The organism is Microbacterium sp. EST19A, assembly GCF_019969685.1.
In the GTDB taxonomy this organism is placed as follows: domain Bacteria; phylum Actinomycetota; class Actinomycetes; order Actinomycetales; family Microbacteriaceae; genus Microbacterium.
Window position 1 is genome coordinate 632,551 of record NZ_JAHXYZ010000001.1, and the last position, 16,869, is coordinate 649,419.

Sequence of the window (16,869 nt, forward strand, 5' to 3'; positions counted from 1 at the left end):
GTGGCCCTGTTCGAGCTCGAGACGCTGGTCGCCGCTCCCCCGTCCGAGGTCTTCGCCGTCGCGCTCGACCCCGGACTGCACCTGCGGTCCATGGCACGGTACGGCGAGACGATGATCGAGGCGCCCGAGGGCGGCGTGTTCACCGAGGGGTCGACCGTGACCTGGCGCGCGCGCCATCTCGGCATCCGATTCCGGTTGCGTTCGATCGTGTTCGACGTCGATCCGCCGCACGGCTTCGCGGATCGGCAGATCAAGGGCCCGTTCGGAGCGTTCCTGCACGAGCACCGGTTCGAGGAGCATCCGGCCGGCACGCTCATGCACGACACGGTGATCTTCCATTCGCCGTTCGGGCCACTCGGACGACTGGTCGACGCGCTCTTCATGCGCGAGTACATGCGCCGGTTGATCGCCGAACGGAACACGATTCTCGCTGCCGAGGTCGAGGGCCGCGGGCGTAATCTGTCGGCATGAGCGAACTGCGCCTGCACACCGTCCTCACCGGCCGTGGCCCCGCCGCGGCGATCCTGCTCAGTGATGAGCAGGTCGCATCCTTCGGCGCCGGCAAGGTCTTCCCCGTCGCCGTCACGATCGGCGACCGCACCGCCCGCCTTCGCGTGGCCCGCATGGGCAGCGAGAACATGATCGGGTTCACCAAGGCGGTGCGGGCCGACCTCGGGCTCGAGATCGGTCAGGAGGTCGACGCCGTGATCCGGGTGGATGCCGCCGAGCGCACCGTCGACGTTCCCGAGGAACTCGCCGCGGCGCTGGATGCCGACCCGGCGCTGCGCGCGGCGTTCGACGCGCTGAGCTACTCGGCCCGCAAGGAGCACGCCCGCACCGTGGCCGACGCGAAGCAGGAGGCGACGCGAGAGCGCCGGATCGCGAAGATCGTCGACGCCCTCCGCGGCTGACAGCTCAGCGGTTCTCAAACGCCGGAGTCCTCTTCTCGCGGAAGGCCGACATGCCCTCCTTCTGGTCGGCGGTGTCGAAAAGCGACGCGAACGCCTGCTTCTCGTGCGCCAGTCCCTCGGCGAGCGTCGTCTCCATCGCGGCATCCAGCGCGGCCTTCGCCGCGTACACCGACGGCAGCGACTTCGCGGCGACGGTCTCGGCAAGCGTCGACGTCTCGGCCAGGAGCTCGGATGCGGGCACGACGCGCGATACGAGTCCTGAGCGCTCCGCTTCCTCCGCGCCCATGAAGCGGCCGGAGAGCACCAGTTCGGCGGCCTTGTAGTAGCCGACGGCACGGATCAGGCGCTGCGTGCCGCCCATGCCGGGGATGACGCCGAGGTTGATCTCGGGCTGGCCGAACTTCGCGGTGTCGGCGGCGAGGATGATGTCGCACATCATCGCCAGCTCGCATCCGCCACCCAGGGCGAAGCCGGAGACGGCCGCGATGACCGGCGTGCGCACGGCAGCGAAGTCGCGCCAAACGCCGAAGTGATCGGTCTCGAGCATCTGCGCGGCCGACATGCCCTCCATCTCCTTGATGTCGGCACCGGCTGCGAACGCCTTCTCCGACCCGGTCACGACGATCGCGCCGACGCCCTCGTCCTGATCGAACGCGACGGCCGCGGCGGAGACCTCCTCGGCCACTCTGCTGTTGAGGGCGTTGAGCGCCTCCGGACGGTTCAGGGTGATCCACCCGACGCGTCCGCGCTGCTCGACCAGGATCGTCTCGTACTCGCTCATGTGGCCCTCTCCCTCGTAGTCATCCCAGTATCGCCCTGCGTGCGGCGCCGTCGCTCGCCCGGCACCCGCCATTGCAGGTCGAGAAGACAGTTGCAGGTCCGGATGCTCGGACGCGACCTGCAACTGTCCTCCTGACCTGCGAAGTGGCGGGCACCGGTCAGTCGCTCGCCTCACGGATGTCGGTGATGATGCCGGAGAAGTCGCGGCCCGCCCCGTCGCCGGCGGCGAAGGCGGCGTAGATCTGCTGCGCGAGCCGGCCCATCTGCGCGTCCGTCGACGTCTGCTCGATCGCCTGCAGCGCGAGCCCCAGGTCCTTCGCCATGAGCGCTCCGGCGAACCCGGGCTGGTAGTCGCGGTTCGCGGGACTCGTCGGCACCGGACCGGGAACCGGGCAGTTGGTCGTGATCGACCAGCACTGGCCGGAGGCCTGCGACACCACGTCGAACAGCGCCTGATGCTCGAGGCCCAGCCGCTCGCCCAGCACGAACGCCTCCGCCACGGCGATCTGCGACACGGCGAGCACCATGTTGTTGCACACCTTCGCGGCCTGCCCGAGACCGGAGCCGCCGCAGTGCACGATGCGCGCACCCATCACCTCGAGCAGCGGGAGGGCCGCGCCGAAGTCGTCGTCCGACCCGCCGACCATGAAGGCGAGCGTGCCGTTCTCGGCGCCGACGACACCGCCGGAGACCGGAGCGTCGATGTTGCGGTGTCCGGCGGCGAGCGCGAGCGCGTGAGCCGCGCGTGCCTCGTCGACCGCGATCGTGGACGACTCGATGAACAGCGTGCCGGGGCGCGCGGCGGCGAGCAGCTCGGTCCGGTACGCCTCGATCACGTGCCTGCCCGCGGGGAACATCGTGATGACGACATCCGCGTCGGCCACGGCATCCGCTCCGCTGGCAGCGATCGCGATACCGGCCGCTTCCGCCGCCTCGATCGCTGCGGGAACGAGGTCGAAGCCGTGCACCTCATGGCCCGCGGCGACGAGGTTCTTCGCCATCGGCAGGCCCATGTGGCCGAGGCCCAGGAAGGCGACGCGTGTCATGATGCGCTCCGCATCGAGTGCGATCCGGCGGGACGCAGCATCTCGCGGCCGACGATCAGGCGCATGATCTCGTTCGTCCCCTCCAGGATCTGGTGCACGCGCAGGTCGCGGACGACCTTCTCGATGCCGTAGTCCTGCAGGTACCCGTAGCCGCCGTGCAGCTGCAGGGCGCGGTTCGCGACGTCGAAGCCGGCGTCGGTGGCGAAGCGCTTGGCCATCGCGCAGCGCATGGTCGCGTCGGGGGCGTGCTCGTCGACCGCCTGGGCGCCGTCGCGCAGCATCAGTCGGGCCGCGTGCAGGTCGGTGCGCATGTCGGCGATCGTGAACAGGATCCACTGCTTCTCGGCCAGCGGCTCGCCGAACGCGACGCGCTCGTGCACGTACTGCACGGCACGGTCGAGCGCCCACTGGGCTCCGCCGATCGAGCACGCGGCGATGTTCAGCCGACCGCCGTTGAGCGCCGACATCGCGATCGCGAAACCCTTGCCCTCCTCACCGAGAAGAGCGGATGCCGGAACGCGCACACCGTCGAGGATCACCTGTCGCGTGGGCTGGGCGTGCCAGCCCATCTTCTTCTCCGGTGCACCGAAGGCGAGCCCGTCGGCGTCACCCGCGACGAGGAAGGCGCTGATCCCGCGTGCGCCCGGCCCGCCCGTACGCGCCATCACCACGTAGACCGCCGCCTCACCGGCACCGGAGATGAACTGCTTCACGCCCGTCAGCACGTAGTCGTCGCCGTCGCGGACCGCGCTGGTCGCGATGTTCGCGGCATCCGATCCTGCGCCCGGCTCCGTCAGGCAGTACCCGCCGAAATCCGACATCGCCGTCAGCTTCGGCAGCCACTCGCCCCGCTGCGCGTCGTCGCCGTAGGAGTCGATCATCCAGACCACCATGTTGTGGATCGAGATGTACGCGGCGACGGCCGGGTCGCCCTTGGCGAGCTCCTCGAAGATCGCGACCGTGTCGGCACGGCTGAGGCCGGTGCCGCCGAACTCCTCGCGCACGTAGATGCCGCCGAGTCCGAGCTCGCCGGCCTTGTTCAGCGACTCGCGCGGGAAGAGGTGCTTCTCGTCGCGCTCGGCGGCGAACGGCGCCAGCTCGGTCTCCGCGAAGTCGCGGACAGCTTCGATGATGGCGTCGCGCTCTTCGGCGGTGGTGGTGACGGAGGTCATTGTCATCGTGATTCCTTGATTCCTGGGTCCCTGAGCTTGTCGAAGGGGTCTAGTGCATGGTGGGGATGACGAAGCTGGCGCCGTCCTTGATGCCGGATGGCCAGCGGCTCGTCACCGTCTTGGTCTTCGTGTAGAAGCGGAACGCGTCGGCGCCGTGCTGGTTCAGGTCGCCGAAGCCGCTGCGCTTCCAGCCGCCGAACGTGTAGTACGCGATCGGCACCGGGATCGGCACGTTCACGCCGACCATTCCGACCTGCACCCGGGCGGCGAAGTCGCGGGCCGCATCGCCGTCGCGCGTGAAGATCGCGACGCCGTTGCCGTACTCGTGCTCCGAGGCCATCCGCAGCGCCTCTTCGTAGTCGGCGGCGCGGGCGATCACGAGCACCGGCCCGAAGATCTCCTCGCGGTAGATCGCCATGTCGGTCGTGACGTGGTCGAACAGGGTCGGGCCGAGGTAGAAGCCCTCCTCGTACCCCTCGACCGAGAATCCGCGGCCGTCGGCGAGCAGCGTGGCGCCTTCGTCGACGCCCTGCTGGATGTACCCCTCGACGCGCTCGACAGCCGCGCGGGTCACCAGGGGGCCGTAGTCGACGTCGGCCGAGAGCGACGGTCCGATCCGCAGACCCGCGATGCGCTCGAGGAGCTTCGCGGCGAGTGCGTCGGCCGTCTCCTGGCCGACGGGGACGGCGACCGAGATCGCCATGCACCGCTCGCCGGCCGACCCGTAGCCGGCGCCGATGAGGGCGTCGACGGCCTGGTCGAGGTCGGCATCCGGCATCACGATCATGTGGTTCTTCGCACCGCCGAAGCACTGCGCACGTTTGCCGTGCGCGGCGGCGGTCGTATAGATGTACTCCGCGATCGGGGTGGACCCGACGAAGCCGACCGCGCGGATGCGCTCGTCGGTGAGCAGGGTGTCGACCGCTTCCTTGTCGCCGTGCACGACGTTCAGCACGCCGGCGGGAAGGCCGGCCTCGAGGAAGAGCTCGGCGATGCGCACCGGCACCGAGGGGTCGCGCTCGCTGGGCTTGAGCACGACGGCGTTGCCGGCGGCGAGCGCGGGCCCCGCCTTCCACAGCGGGATCATCGCGGGGAAGTTGAACGGGGTGATCGCGGCGACCACGCCGAGCGGCTGGCGCATCGAGTAGACGTCGATGCCGGCGCCGGCACCCGTGGAGTACTCGCCCTTCAGCAGGTGCGGGGCACCCGCGGAGAACTCGATGACCTCGAGTCCGCGCTGGATGTCGCCCTTCGCGTCGTCGACGGTCTTGCCGTGCTCGCTCGCGAGGAGCTCGGCGAGCGACTGCATGTCCCGCTGCACGAGGTCGAGGAAGCGCAGGAGCACGCGGGCGCGCTTCTGCGGGTTCGTCGCGGCCCAGGCGACCTGCGCGGCCTCGGCGTTCGCGATGACGTTGCGCACCTCGTCGGCCGAAGCGAGCGGTACGCGCGCCTGCACGGCGCCGGAACTCGGATCGAACACGTCCGCGAAGCGTCCCGTGTCGGGAGTGAGAAGCGATCCGCCCACGAAGTGCGGGATAGTACGAGTCATTGTGTGACGTCCCTCCGTGCCTGCGTTGGCACATTGGGAGTTTACTGCGGCATCCGAATATTTACTAGGACATCCTTGTAATTAGAGTTCTCGCCGCGTTCACCACCCGGTCACCTCCGTCGATTACAACTGCAGATGCGCGGGCAAGAAGACTCAGACCGGATCGGGTAGTCACGCATCCGCGCACACGGTGAGCACTCTCGCTCCCTGTCGCGGTGCCCACGCCGCGAGACCCCCGCCGAATCGGGTCGGCGGGGGTCCTCTCTTTCGGGGGCGGCTGATTCTCGGCTTCCCGAGATCCGGCGAACGCGCCGATTCATCGCCGATCGGTCTGAATCGGGATGATCGCCTGAGTCCACGCGCCGGCAGACCCGAAATAGAATCGACCGTGCGCCCGGACCCCGGCGCAACCGCTTCGGCAGCCCGCGACCCGGGCTCCCCGTCACGAGGACTTCGCCGTGTCCGAACCCATCACCGTGTCCATCCGCCGCGAGGTCGACCCCGAGCGCATCACCGAGGCGACCGTCTGGGTGCAGACGGGAGTGAACCTCGCGACGAAGTACCCCGGATTCCTCGGCTCCGGCTGGGTGCGCGCCGGCGAGGACTCGCAGATCTGGCACATGCTCTACCGGTTCGCGAACGAGGAGTCGCTCGTCGCCTGGGAGAAGTCCGGCGAACGCGAGTGGTGGCTGTCGATGGGCGAGGGTTTCGTGCGCAGCGAGCGCTCGAAGCGCCGCACCGGCATCGAGGGCTGGTTCGATGAGCCGACCACCGGCACCATCACCCTCCCGACCGCCGAGGGAGGGACGACGTCCGTCGCCGTCGTGGCGGCGCCGCCGCGGTGGAAGCAGGCGATCTCGATCTGGCTCGGCTTCTTCCCGGTGAACGTCGCGTTCGCGTACGCCATGAGCCCGGTACCCGGCTGGGATGCCGTGCCGATCTGGTTGCGCGTGCTCGCCACGACCCTCGTGCTGACCCCGATCATGACCTACTGGGTGCTGCCCTTCGTGACGCGTTCACTGCGGAGCTGGCTCGCGCGCTGAGTCAGAGCGCGACGACGGCGTCACGCAGAGCCCGTTCGACCGCGGCCACGCCTTCGGCGACCGGCCCGGGCCGGCGCACGAGGTAGAGGGTGTTGATCGGCGGATCGTCCGTCTCGCGGAGGACCGTCAGGGTACCTTCGGCCAGTTCGCGGGCGATCAGGTACGTCGGCAGCACGGAGACTCCCGCTCCCGCCACAGCCGCAGCGACCAGGGCGCGCAGATCGGGGGCGATGAACGCGGGCGCACGCTCGAGACGGATGCCGAACACGTGGCGCCAGTAGCGACGGAGGATCGGCACGTCCTGCGCGAATGCCAGGAGGGGCACCCCCTCGACCATCTCGGGCCGAAGGTCTCCCGACGGCTCGATCCCGAGCGACGGTGACGCGACGAGCACGAACTCCTCGTCGAACAGAGCAATCGACAGCAGGGCACGTCCGCGCGGTCGCACCGCCGACACGACGAGATCGAGACTCGCCCTGTTGAGCATCTCCAGGAGGTCCGCCGCGAGTCCCGGGATCATCGTGACGCGGAGCCCGCCCGCCAGAGCCGGTGCGAGCGCCGGCGCGGCCAGGACCGCGAGCAGATCGCCGGCGCCGCCGAGGCGTACCGGCGGCGCGTCCTCCGGTGGCGGCGATCCGAGGGCCGTCGCAAGAGCGTCGAGCGGACCCGACAGGCGGCTCGCGAGATCGTCGGCCCGCGGCGTGGGGCGGATGCCGCGGGCATGGCGTTCGAACAGCGGTGCGCCGACGCGCGACTCGAGCGCCTGCAGCTGCCCCGTCACGCTCGACTGCGCGAGTCCCAGCATCCGCGCCGCCGCCGATACCGACCCCGAACGGTACGCCGCGAGGAACGTGCGCCACAGCGCCACATCGCGCAGTCCATCGATATTCCGATTGCTCATATCGCGAATGTATCGGAAGCACGCGATTCCGTGAACGGTTGACCTGGGGGAAAGCACACGCGTACGGCCGCCCGCCGTCCCCCTTGAAGGAGCCCCCATGTCCACTGTTCTCTTCGTCGTCACCGCCGCCCGCACCTGGACCCTGAGCGACGGCACTGCGCACCCCACCGGCTTCTGGGCCGACGAGCTTCTGATCCCCTACCGACTGCTGACCGAGGCCGGTCACGACGTCGCGTTCGCCACCCCCGGCGGCGTCGCTCCCGTCGCAGACGCCGCAAGCCGGGGAGACGGCGACGCCGAGGCCATCGCCGAGATCACCGGGCTCGCGTCGCCCCTGGTGCTCGCCGACGTCGATCCGGCCGTCTTCGACGCCGTGTACTACCCGGGCGGCCACGGCCCCATGCAGGACCTCGCCCAGGACGGCGACTCGGCGGCCCTGATCGCCGCCACCGCCGCGGCGGGGCGCCCGCTCGCGGCGGTGTGCCACGGTCTCGCCGCCCTTCTCCCCGCGCGCACGGTCGCCGGTGAGCCGATCGTCGCGGGCCGGCGGATCACCGGGTTCTCCGACGAGGAGGAGCGCCTGGGCGGTCTCGCCGACCGCGCGCCCTTCCTGCTCGAGAGCGCGCTGCGTGAGCTCGGCGCCGATGTCGAGGTCGCGGCGGCGTGGAACGACCACACCGTCGTCGACGGACTGCTCATCACCGGGCAGAACCCGCAGTCTTCGGAGTCTGCAGCCGTGGCGCTGATCGCCGCCCTCGCCTGAGCTCCTCGATCGGCCGGCGTCAGATGACGCCGGCCGAGGTGAACGCGTGCTCGGCCGCGCCGAGCAGCAGCCGGTCGGCGGCGAGGGATGCAGGGAGGATGCGCAGCCCCTCCGCGTTCTCCGCCATGGCGCATCCGGCCACGGCATCCGCGAATCCTTCCGGATCGAGCTCCTCCAGCTGGGCGAGGAAGCCGCCGAGCACGACGACGGACGGGTTGAGGATGTTCACGGCATCCGCGATCGCCTGGGCGAGGACTCCACGCTGACGGTCGCACTCCTCGCGAACGGAATCGTCGTCGGATGCCGCGGCGAGGGCATCCGCGAGCGCGGCGTCGTCCGCCGAGGCGAGTCCGAGCACCTCCAGCAGGCGTGCGCGGCTGACCGCATCCTCGAGCACCGTCGCACTGTCGGTGTCGACGCGGTTCTGACCGAACTCACCGGCGTAGCCGCCGACCCCGCCGACCGGAGAGCCGTGCACGATGATGCCGCCGCCGATGCCGGACGGACCGCCGTTGAGATACACGACGTCGTCGGCCCCCTGCGCGGCTCCGAACAGGTGCTCGGCGAGCGCGCCGAGGCTCGCGTCGTTGCCGACCGCGACCGGGAGTCCGGTCGCCTCGGCGACGAGCGCGCGGACCGGGGCGTCGATCCAGCCGAGGTGCGGGGCGTTGCGGACCAGGCCGTCGGCCGCGCGCACGAGTCCAGGAACGGCCACGCCCACGGCGACCAACCGGGATCCGTCGAGCGGGCCGGCACGCCAGCGGTCCACGACCTCCGCGACGAGTTCGGCGACGCCCTCCGCGGTGAGCAGCGTTGACGACTCGACGCGTTCTCGGACCGCGATCGTGCGCGCGAGGTCGATCGCGGCGATCTCGACCGCATCGATCTCGGGGTTCACCGCGATCACGACGGTCTTCGACGATGCGGCGACCACCGGCGACGGCCGCCCCACCCGGCCGACCGGATCGGGCTCACGTTCCACGACCCAGCCGTCGCTCACGAGTTCGGCGACCAGATCGGCGATAGTCGAGCGGTTCAGCCCCGTCGCCGCGGTCAGCTGCGCCCGCGACTGCGCTCCCCCGATATGGACGAGCCGCAGGACCCGCGCGAGATTCCTCGCACGCACGCCGTCAGCGGAAGCATCCGTCACATCGTCCTCGCAATCGGTTCGACGTCTCAGTCTAGGAGGCTGGACATCCCGTCCTCCAGGTTATATGTTGTTGCTCACAACATTTATGCGCGACACTCTGCGCGCCGCCATCCGGCACCATGCGAAGGAGCATCATGAGCCTCACCCCGACCCGCGACGACAAGTTCTCGTTCGGACTCTGGACCGTCGGCTACAACGGCGCCGACCCGTTCGGCGGCCCCACCCGCCCGGCCCTCGACGTGGTGCATGCGGTCGAGAAGCTCGCCGAGCTCGGGGCCTACGGCCTGACCTTCCACGACGATGACCTGTTCGCCTTCGGTTCCACCGATGCCGAGCGTCAGACGCAGATCGACCGCCTCAAGGGCGCTCTCTCCGACACCGGCCTGATCGTGCCCATGGTGACGACCAACCTCTTCAGCGCTCCGGTCTTCAAGGACGGCGGCGTCACCTCGAACGACCGTGAGGTTCGACGCTTCGCGCTGCGCAAGGTGTTCCGCCAGCTCGACCTCGGTGCCGAGCTGGGCGCCAAGACCTTCGTGATGTGGGGCGGTCGCGAGGGCGCCGAGTACGATTCCGCGAAAGACATCCGTGCGGCGCTCGAGCGCTACCGCGAGGCCGTGAACCTGCTCGGCGACTACGTGACCGACAAGGGCTACGACATCCGCTTCGCCATCGAGCCGAAGCCCAACGAGCCGCGCGGCGACATCCTGCTGCCGACCCTCGGACACGCCATCGCGTTCATCGACTCGCTGGAGCGTCCCGAGCTCGTCGGAGTGAACCCCGAGGTCGGACACGAGCAGATGGCGGGCCTGAACTTCGCCGCCGGCATCGCCCAGGCGCTCTATCACGGCAAGCTCTTCCACATCGACCTGAACGGCCAGCGCGGCATCAAGTACGACCAGGACCTCGTGTTCGGGCACGGCGACCTGCACAACGCGTTCGCCCTGGTCGACCTGCTCGAGAACGGCGGCCCGAACGGCGTTCCGGCGTACGAGGGCCCGCGCCACTTCGACTACAAGCCGAGCCGCACGGAAGACGAGAACGGCGTGTGGGACTCCGCCGCCGCGAACATGCGCACGTACCTCCTCCTCAAGGAGCGCGCCGCCGCCTTCCGCGCCGACCCCGAGGTGCAGGAGGCCCTCGCCGCGGCCCGCGTCGACCAGCTGTCGGTGCCGACGCTCAGCCCGGGCGAGAGCTACGACGACTTCCTCGCCGACCGCAGCGCCTACGAGGACTTCGACGCCGACGCGTACTTCGGCGGCAAGGGCTTCGGCTTCGTGCGCCTGCAGCAGCTGGCGACCGAGCACCTCCTCGGCGCACGCTGAGCGCCTGATGGCCCTCGTCCTCGGCGTCGACTCGTCGACGCAGTCCTGCAAGGCCGTCGTGGTCGACGCGTCGACCGGTGCGGTCGTGCGCACCGGTCGCGCAGCGCATCCCGATGGCACCTCGGTGGACCCCGAAGCGTGGTGGGTCGCGCTGCAGGCCGCGATCGCCGACGCCGGCGGGCTCGATGACATCGAGGCGTGGGCCGTCGGCGGGCAGCAGCACGGAATGGTGGCGCTCGATGCCTCGGGTGCCGTCATCCGTGACGCGCTGCTCTGGAACGACACACGGTCAGCGGATGCTGCGGCAGAGCTCGTCGCGGAGTTCGGGGCACAGGAGCTCGCGGATCGCACGGGCCTCGTGCCGGTGGCATCCTTCACGATCTCGAAGGTGCGCTGGCTGCGCGATCACGAACCCGAGAACGCGGAGCGCGTGGCCGCGATCGCCCTGCCGCACGACTGGCTGACCTGGCGGCTGCGCGGCTACGGTCCGGCCGGGACGGATGCTGCGCCGCTCGGACCCGATCTCGACGCGCTGGTCACCGACCGCTCCGACGCCTCGGGCACCGGGTACTGGAGCGCCGCGACCGGCGAGTACGACCGCGAGCTGCTGATCGCCGCGCTCGGACACGACGCGGTCCTGCCGCGGGTGCTGGGTGCCGACGAGTCGGTGACGGATGCCGCGGGGCGCCGGGTCGGCGCCGGAGCAGGCGACAACGCCGCTGCCGCCCTCGGCCTCGGCGCGGAGACGGGCGATGTGGTCGTCTCGATCGGCACGAGCGGCACCGTCTTCGCGGTCAGCGCGGCGCCCTCGGCCGACGCATCCGGCATCATCGCGGGCTTCGCCTCCGCCGACGGACACTTCCTCCCGCTCGTGTGCACGCTCAACGCCGCGCGGGTGCTCGACGTCACGGCGACGCTGCTCGGTGTCGACCACGATGAGCTGAGCCGGCTCGCGCTCGCGGCTCCGTCGGGCGCCGACGGGCTGTCGCTGCTGCCGTACTTCGAGGGCGAGCGCACCCCGAACCTGCCGGATGCGACCGCCACACTCAGCGGCATGACCCTCGCCTCGACGACCCGCGAGAACCTCGCGCGCGCCGCGGTCGAGGGGATGCTGTCGGGTCTCGGCGCCGGCCTCGACGCGCTGCGCGAGGAGGGCGTGCCGCTGCGGCGAGCGCTGCTCATCGGCGGCGGCGCGCAGTCCGAAGCCGTGCGGGTCATCGCCCCCGAGGTGCTCGGCATCCCGGTCGAGGTTCCGCCCGCCGGCGAGTACGTCGCCCTCGGCGCCGCCCGCCAGGCCGCCGCGGTCCTCGGCGGCTGAGCTTCCGGTCGTAGTAACTGCCGTCGCCCGGCGTCCCGGTCGCAGTTGCTGCCGTCCCGCCGGCTACACCGCCCGGATCCGCCAGCTCGCGGCGTGCGTCCCACCGGGCTCGAGCGTCACCAGGTCGACACCGGAGTTGAAGGCGTCGGGCGGGCACGTCATCGGCTCGACCGCGAGGCCGATCCGGTGGATGCCGTCGAGTCCGGGGTTGTCAGCCGTGTGCACCTGCACCCACGGGCAGTGCTCGTCGAAGCTGATCGCCACGCCCGATCCGTCATCCGTCGTGAGCCGTACCTCGGCCACCCCGTCGGTGCGGGTGAGTCCCGTGAACGCGTGGTCGATGAAGACGTCGTCGATCCGCCGGGCCGCGCGGAAGTCCCATTCCGGATGCTGCGTCACCGGCTCCACGGCGACCGGGCTGAGCCGGTCGGGAGTCACCGTCAGAACGTCGGATGCCGGGAGGAGGAGGGTCCAGGCGTCGGCGCGGCCGAGACCGGCCACGAGGTACGGATGCGGGCCGGTGCCCCAGGGCGCAGCATCCGCTCCGATGTTGTGCGCGGTGACGGTCTGCTGCAGACCGTCGGCGTCGAGGAGGTACTCGACCTCGACCTCGACGCGGAAGGGGTAACCGGTCTGCGGCTCGATCACGGCGGCGAGCACGAACCGATCGTCGAGGACGAGCCGGTCGGAGAACTCCGCCCAGGCGAGCAGTCCGTGCAGGGCCTGACCTCGCGACGGCTCCGTCAGCGGCAGCTGATGCTCGACGCCGCCGAAGCTGTAGCGGCCGTCGACGATGCGGTTCGGCCACGGCGCGAGCGTCGCACCGCGATAGCCGGGCCGCACTTCATCCGCGTCGAACGGCACGACGAGGTCGCGGCCGTCGAACGTCAGGGTTCGCAGCGACGCGCCGACGCTCGCGATGACCGCCTCGTATCCGTGGGCTGCGAGCCGCAGCTGACGCCCGGATCGGGGACCGCCCGCCATCACAGCCCCTGCGCCAGACGGTAGTAGGCCTGGTTCCAGCGCACCTGCTTCTGGAACTCCGGCAGCGTCGTGCTGTCGTCGATCACGAGCAGTTCGACCTCGGCCATCTCGGCGAAGTCGCGGAACGCCTCGATGCCCACGGCCGTCGACATGACCGTGTGGTGCGCGGCTCCGGCGGTCAGCCAGGCGGCGGCGCTCGTGGTGAAGTCGGGCTGAGGCTTCCAGACCGCGCGGCCCACGGGGAGCTTCGGCAGCGCCGCCCGCGGCGGCACGTTCTCGACGACGTTCGCGGTGAGGCGGAACCGGTCCCGCATATCGCTCAGTGCGACGACGACGGCCGGCCCGGGATCGGCCGTGAAGACCAGGCGCACCGGGTCGTCCTTGCCGCCGATGCCGAGCGGGTGGATCTCGAGCGTCGGCTTCGCGGTCGTGAGCGACGGCGACACCTCGAGCATGTGGGCGCCGAGGATGAGCTCGTCGCCCGGGGTCATGTCGTAGGTGTAGTCCTCCATGAGGCTCGCGCCACCGGGCAGCCCCGCGCCCATGACGTTCGCGATGCGCACGAGGATCGCGGTCTTCCAGTCGCCCTCGGCGCCGAAGCCGTAGCCCTCGGCCATCAGCCGCTGCACCGCGAGCCCCGGCAGCTGCTTCAGCGCACCGAGATCTTCGAACGAGGTGGTGAAGGCGCCGAAGCCGCCCTCCTCCAGGAACGACCGCAGCCCGAGCTCGATCGCCGCACCGTCGCGCAGGGACTCGTGCCGGTCACCGCCCTTCCGCAGCTCGGGGGCGACCTCGTAGAGCTCCTCGTACTCCGCGACGAGCGCGTCGATGTCGGAGGCGGATGCCGCAGCGACGGCATCCGCCAGATCGTTCACGCCCCACGTGTTCACCTGCACGCCGAAACGCAGCTCGGCCTCGGTCTTGTCGCCCTCGGTCACCGCGACGAACCTCATGTTGTCGCCGAACCGGGCGAGCTTGAGGTCGCGCGATGCCGCGAGGCCCGCCGCGGCGCGCTGCCAGGTGCCGAGCTCGCGGCGCACGCGCGGGTCGGAGGCGTGTCCGACGATCGTCTTGCGCGGCACGCCGAGGCGCGTCTGGATGTATCCGAACTCGCGGTCGCCGTGCGCGGCCTGGTTGAGGTTCATGAAATCGAAGTCGATCTCGGCCCACGGCAGCTCGACGTTCGCCTGCGTGTGCAGGTGCGCGAGCGGCTTGCGCAGCGCGTCGAGGCCCGCGATCCACATCTTCGCCGGGCTGAACGTGTGCATCCAGGCGACGAGACCGATCACGCGGTCGTCGGCGTTCGCCTCGAGGGCGGTGCGCTTGATGGCGGCGGCATCCGTCAGTACCGGCTTCCAGACGATGGTCACCGGCACCTCGTCGGCGGAGTCGAGCAGTCGCGCGATCTGCTGCGACTGCTCGGCGACCTGGGCCAGGGTCTCAGGCCCGTAGAGATGCTGACTGCCGGTGAGGAACCAGACCTCGTAGCCGTCGAGCGAAGTGGTGAGGGCCATGGTGTGTTGCCTTTCGGAAGCGGGTTCGGTCGCTGAGCGAGCGCAGCGAGACGAAGAGTCAGAGGGATGCGACGGCGGCGGCTTCGACGGCCAGTCCCGCCCGGTAGCGGTCGAGGTAGGAGGCGAAGCCGGCGACGTCGGCCGGGTCGGGTTCGACGAGCGAGACGGATGCCGTGGCGAACACCCGCTCGTCGAGATAGGCGCTCAGCGAGAGGTCATCGACGTGCGCCAGGTACGACGCCAGCACCGCGATGCCCCAGGCCCCGCCCTCGGACGCCAGCTCGCCCACCGCTACCGGTGCAGCGAGCGCCCCGGCGAGGAAGCGCTGCGCGACTCCGGCGGTGCGGAACATGCCGCCGTGGGCGAACATCCGGTCGAGTTCGACGCCCTCCGCCGTCAGCACCTGCATGCCGAGGGCGAGAGTCCCGAACACCCCGTAGAGCTGGGCGCGCACGAAGTTCGCGAGCGTGAAGGCGCTGTCGGGCGTGCGGACGAAGAGCGGGCGACCCGCGTCGAGGCCCGCGATGGGCTCACCCGCGAGGTGGTTGTAGGCCAGCAGGCCACCGGCATCCGCTTCGCCCTCGAGCGCCTCGCGGAACAGCACGTCGAAGACGGAATCGTCGTCGAGCGGCCGGCCCGCCGCGGCCGTGAAGCGCGTGAAGAGTCCTGCCCAGGCCGCGAGCTCGCTGGCGCCGTTGTTGCAGTGCACCATCGCGACGGCATCGCCCGCGGGAGTGGTCACGAGGTCGAGCTCATGATGCACCTCGGCGAGCGGCCGCTCGAGCACGACCATCGCGAAGATGCTGGTGCCGGCGGAGACGTTGCCGGTTCGCGGGGCGACCGAGTTCGTCGCGACCATGCCGGTGCCCGCGTCGCCCTCGGGCGGACACAGCGGGATGCCGGGCTGCAGGGCCCCGCTCGCGTCGAGGAGGGCGGCGCCCTCGGAGGTGAGCGCACCGGCGGCCGCTCCGGCGGGGAGAACCGCGGGGAGGATATCGGCGAGAGATGCCGGAAGCCGGTCGCCGGCGTGGGCGTCGTAGGCGCGCAGCATCCGGTCGTCGTAGTCGCCGGTCGCGGAGTCGATCGGGAACATCCCCGAGGCGTCACCGACGCCGAGCACCCGCTCTCCGGTGAGCTTCTCGTGCACGTAGCCGGCGAGAGTGTTCACGCTCGCGATCTGCGGCACGTGCGCCTCGGCGTCGACCGCGGCCTGATGCAGGTGCGCGATCGACCAGCGCAGCGGGATGTTGACGCCCAGCAGTTCGGTGAGCTCTGTCGCGGCGACTCCGGTGTTGGTGTTGCGCCAGGTGCGGAACGGCACGAGCAGCTCGCCGGACGCGTCGAAGGCCAGGTAGCCGTGCATCATCGCCGAGATGCCGATCGCGCCGAACGACTCCGGACGGATGCCGTGCTGCTGCTCCGCATCGGCGACGAGGTCGGCGTAGGCGGACTGCAGCCCGGTCCACACCTCGTCGATCGCGTAGGTCCAGAGTCCGTCCTCGAGGCGGTTCTCCCAGGCGAACGAACCGGTCGCGAGCACCTCGGTCGGCTCGGACCCGATCAGGCACGCCTTGATGCGCGTGGAACCCAGCTCGATGCCGAGGCTCGTGCGGCCGGCGCGGATGTCGTCGGCCGCGGATGCCGCGGGCGGAAGGCTCATCGGCGGGTGTCCTGACTCTGGCCGTACACGTTCTGGTAGCGGTCGAAGAGGCTGTCGATCGCGGCCTGCGGAATCGGGATCAGCGGCCCCGCCTCGCGGGCGAGGTGCACGGTGCGGGCGACGTCTTCGACCATGACGGCGGCCTTCACGGCATCCTTCGCGTCGGAGCCGATCGTGAACGGTCCGTGGTTCTGCATGAGCACGGCGCGGGAGCGGTGCCCGCTGAGCGTCTCGACGATGCCGCGGCCGATCGAGTCGTCGCCGATGATCGCGAAGGGTCCGACCGGGATCGGGCCGCCGAACTCATCGGCCATCGCGGTGATGACGCACGGGATCTCCTCGCCGCGCGCGGCCCACGCCACGGCATACGTCGAGTGCGTGTGCACGACGCCGCCGACGGCCGGCATGTTCCGGTAGACGTAGGCGTGCGCGGCGGTGTCGCTCGACGGCGAGCGGTCGCTGCCGGGAGTGCCGGGGATGACGGCGCCGTCGAGGTCGCACAGGATCATGTTCTCGGGCGTCAGGTCGTCGTAGGAGACGCCGGACGGCTTGATCACGAACAGGTCGGCGCCGGGGACGCGGCCCGAGACGTTGCCACCGGTCCAGACGACGAGTCCGTAGCGGACGAGTTCGGCGTGGAGCCGGGCGACGTCGGCGCGGACGGCATCGATGGATGCTGCGACCTCATCGGAGAAGGCGGGGGCTTCGTTGCTCACGGGACCTCGGGGTTCTGGCGGCCGACCACTGTGACCG

At 70.5% G+C, this 16,869-nt stretch carries 16 protein-coding genes; 6 read left to right on the plus strand and 10 right to left on the minus strand.

Annotated features, from left to right (window positions below):
• Positions 1 to 471 carry an SRPBCC family protein gene (locus LC452_RS03185; protein WP_223622573.1) on the plus strand — a complete coding sequence of 157 codons (471 nt, stop codon included), beginning with the start codon at positions 1 to 3 and terminating at the stop codon, positions 469 to 471.
• Positions 468 to 911, plus strand: a complete 444-nt coding sequence (locus LC452_RS03190) for a YdeI/OmpD-associated family protein (protein ID WP_223622574.1) — start codon at positions 468 to 470, stop codon at positions 909 to 911. The genes LC452_RS03185 and LC452_RS03190 overlap by 4 nt, the downstream gene beginning before the upstream one ends.
• A gap of 4 nt (positions 912 to 915) precedes the next feature.
• On the opposite strand, the gene LC452_RS03195 is transcribed toward LC452_RS03190, so the two are convergent.
• From LC452_RS03195 to LC452_RS03210, 4 genes are all read right to left on the minus strand, one after another.
• Positions 916 to 1,692 (minus strand): enoyl-CoA hydratase-related protein, encoded by a 777-nt coding sequence (locus LC452_RS03195; RefSeq protein ID WP_223622575.1) that lies wholly within the window; start codon positions 1,690 to 1,692, stop codon positions 916 to 918.
• 157 nt (positions 1,693 to 1,849) lie between these two features.
• Positions 1,850 to 2,737, minus strand: a complete 888-nt coding sequence (mmsB, locus tag LC452_RS03200; RefSeq protein WP_223622576.1) for a 3-hydroxyisobutyrate dehydrogenase — start codon at positions 2,735 to 2,737, stop codon at positions 1,850 to 1,852.
• Positions 2,734 to 3,915 (minus strand): acyl-CoA dehydrogenase family protein, encoded by a 1,182-nt coding sequence (locus LC452_RS03205; protein ID WP_223622577.1) that lies wholly within the window; start codon positions 3,913 to 3,915, stop codon positions 2,734 to 2,736. Before LC452_RS03205 ends, mmsB begins: the two co-directional genes overlap by 4 nt.
• 43 nt (positions 3,916 to 3,958) lie before the next feature.
• Positions 3,959 to 5,458: a CoA-acylating methylmalonate-semialdehyde dehydrogenase gene (locus tag LC452_RS03210; protein ID WP_223622578.1), complete on the minus strand. Its 1,500-nt coding sequence runs from the start codon at positions 5,456 to 5,458 to the stop codon at positions 3,959 to 3,961.
• Positions 5,459 to 5,916: 458 nt separating this feature from the next.
• On the opposite strand from LC452_RS03210, the gene LC452_RS03215 reads away from it, so the two are divergent.
• Positions 5,917 to 6,501, plus strand: coding sequence for an antibiotic biosynthesis monooxygenase (locus LC452_RS03215; protein ID WP_223622579.1), 585 nt, complete (start codon positions 5,917 to 5,919; stop codon positions 6,499 to 6,501).
• 1 nt (position 6,502) lies between these two features.
• Here LC452_RS03215 and LC452_RS03220 read toward each other — a convergent pair whose 3' ends face one another.
• A complete protein-coding gene (locus tag LC452_RS03220) occupies positions 6,503 to 7,402 on the minus strand; it encodes a LysR family transcriptional regulator (protein ID WP_223622580.1) in 900 nt (299 codons plus the stop codon).
• Between the two features lie 97 nt (positions 7,403 to 7,499).
• Between LC452_RS03220 and LC452_RS03225 the strand changes: the two genes are divergently transcribed.
• Positions 7,500 to 8,165 (plus strand): type 1 glutamine amidotransferase domain-containing protein, encoded by a 666-nt coding sequence (locus LC452_RS03225; RefSeq protein WP_223622581.1) that lies wholly within the window; start codon positions 7,500 to 7,502, stop codon positions 8,163 to 8,165.
• A gap of 19 nt (positions 8,166 to 8,184) precedes the next feature.
• On the opposite strand, the gene LC452_RS03230 is transcribed toward LC452_RS03225, so the two are convergent.
• Entirely contained in the window at positions 8,185 to 9,315 is a 1,131-nt protein-coding gene (locus tag LC452_RS03230; protein ID WP_223622582.1) for an ROK family transcriptional regulator, read from the minus strand.
• A gap of 134 nt (positions 9,316 to 9,449) precedes the next feature.
• Here LC452_RS03230 and xylA point away from each other — a divergent pair, with 134 nt between their 5' ends.
• Both xylA and xylB read left to right on the plus strand, forming a co-directional pair.
• Positions 9,450 to 10,640: a xylose isomerase gene (xylA, locus tag LC452_RS03235; RefSeq protein ID WP_223622583.1), complete on the plus strand. Its 1,191-nt coding sequence runs from the start codon at positions 9,450 to 9,452 to the stop codon at positions 10,638 to 10,640.
• Positions 10,641 to 10,647: 7 nt separating this feature from the next.
• Positions 10,648 to 11,958: a xylulokinase gene (gene xylB / locus LC452_RS03240; RefSeq protein ID WP_223622584.1), complete on the plus strand. Its 1,311-nt coding sequence runs from the start codon at positions 10,648 to 10,650 to the stop codon at positions 11,956 to 11,958.
• Positions 11,959 to 12,021: 63 nt separating this feature from the next.
• Here xylB and LC452_RS03245 read toward each other — a convergent pair whose 3' ends face one another.
• Genes LC452_RS03245 through LC452_RS03260 form a run of 4 tightly spaced genes read right to left on the minus strand, consistent with a single transcriptional unit; the run spans position 12,022 to position 16,832 of the window.
• Positions 12,022 to 12,942, minus strand: coding sequence for an aldose 1-epimerase family protein (locus LC452_RS03245; protein ID WP_223622585.1), 921 nt, complete (start codon positions 12,940 to 12,942; stop codon positions 12,022 to 12,024).
• Positions 12,942 to 14,456, minus strand: coding sequence for an L-arabinose isomerase (gene araA / locus LC452_RS03250; protein ID WP_223622586.1), 1,515 nt, complete (start codon positions 14,454 to 14,456; stop codon positions 12,942 to 12,944). Before araA ends, LC452_RS03245 begins: the two co-directional genes overlap by 1 nt.
• 58 nt (positions 14,457 to 14,514) lie before the next feature.
• Entirely contained in the window at positions 14,515 to 16,116 is a 1,602-nt protein-coding gene (locus tag LC452_RS03255) for a xylulokinase (protein ID WP_223622587.1), read from the minus strand.
• On the minus strand, positions 16,113 to 16,832 hold the full coding sequence (locus tag LC452_RS03260; RefSeq protein ID WP_223622588.1) for an L-ribulose-5-phosphate 4-epimerase: 720 nt from the start codon (positions 16,830 to 16,832) through the stop codon (positions 16,113 to 16,115). The genes LC452_RS03255 and LC452_RS03260 overlap by 4 nt, the downstream gene beginning before the upstream one ends.
• Positions 16,833 to 16,869 lie beyond the last annotated feature (37 nt).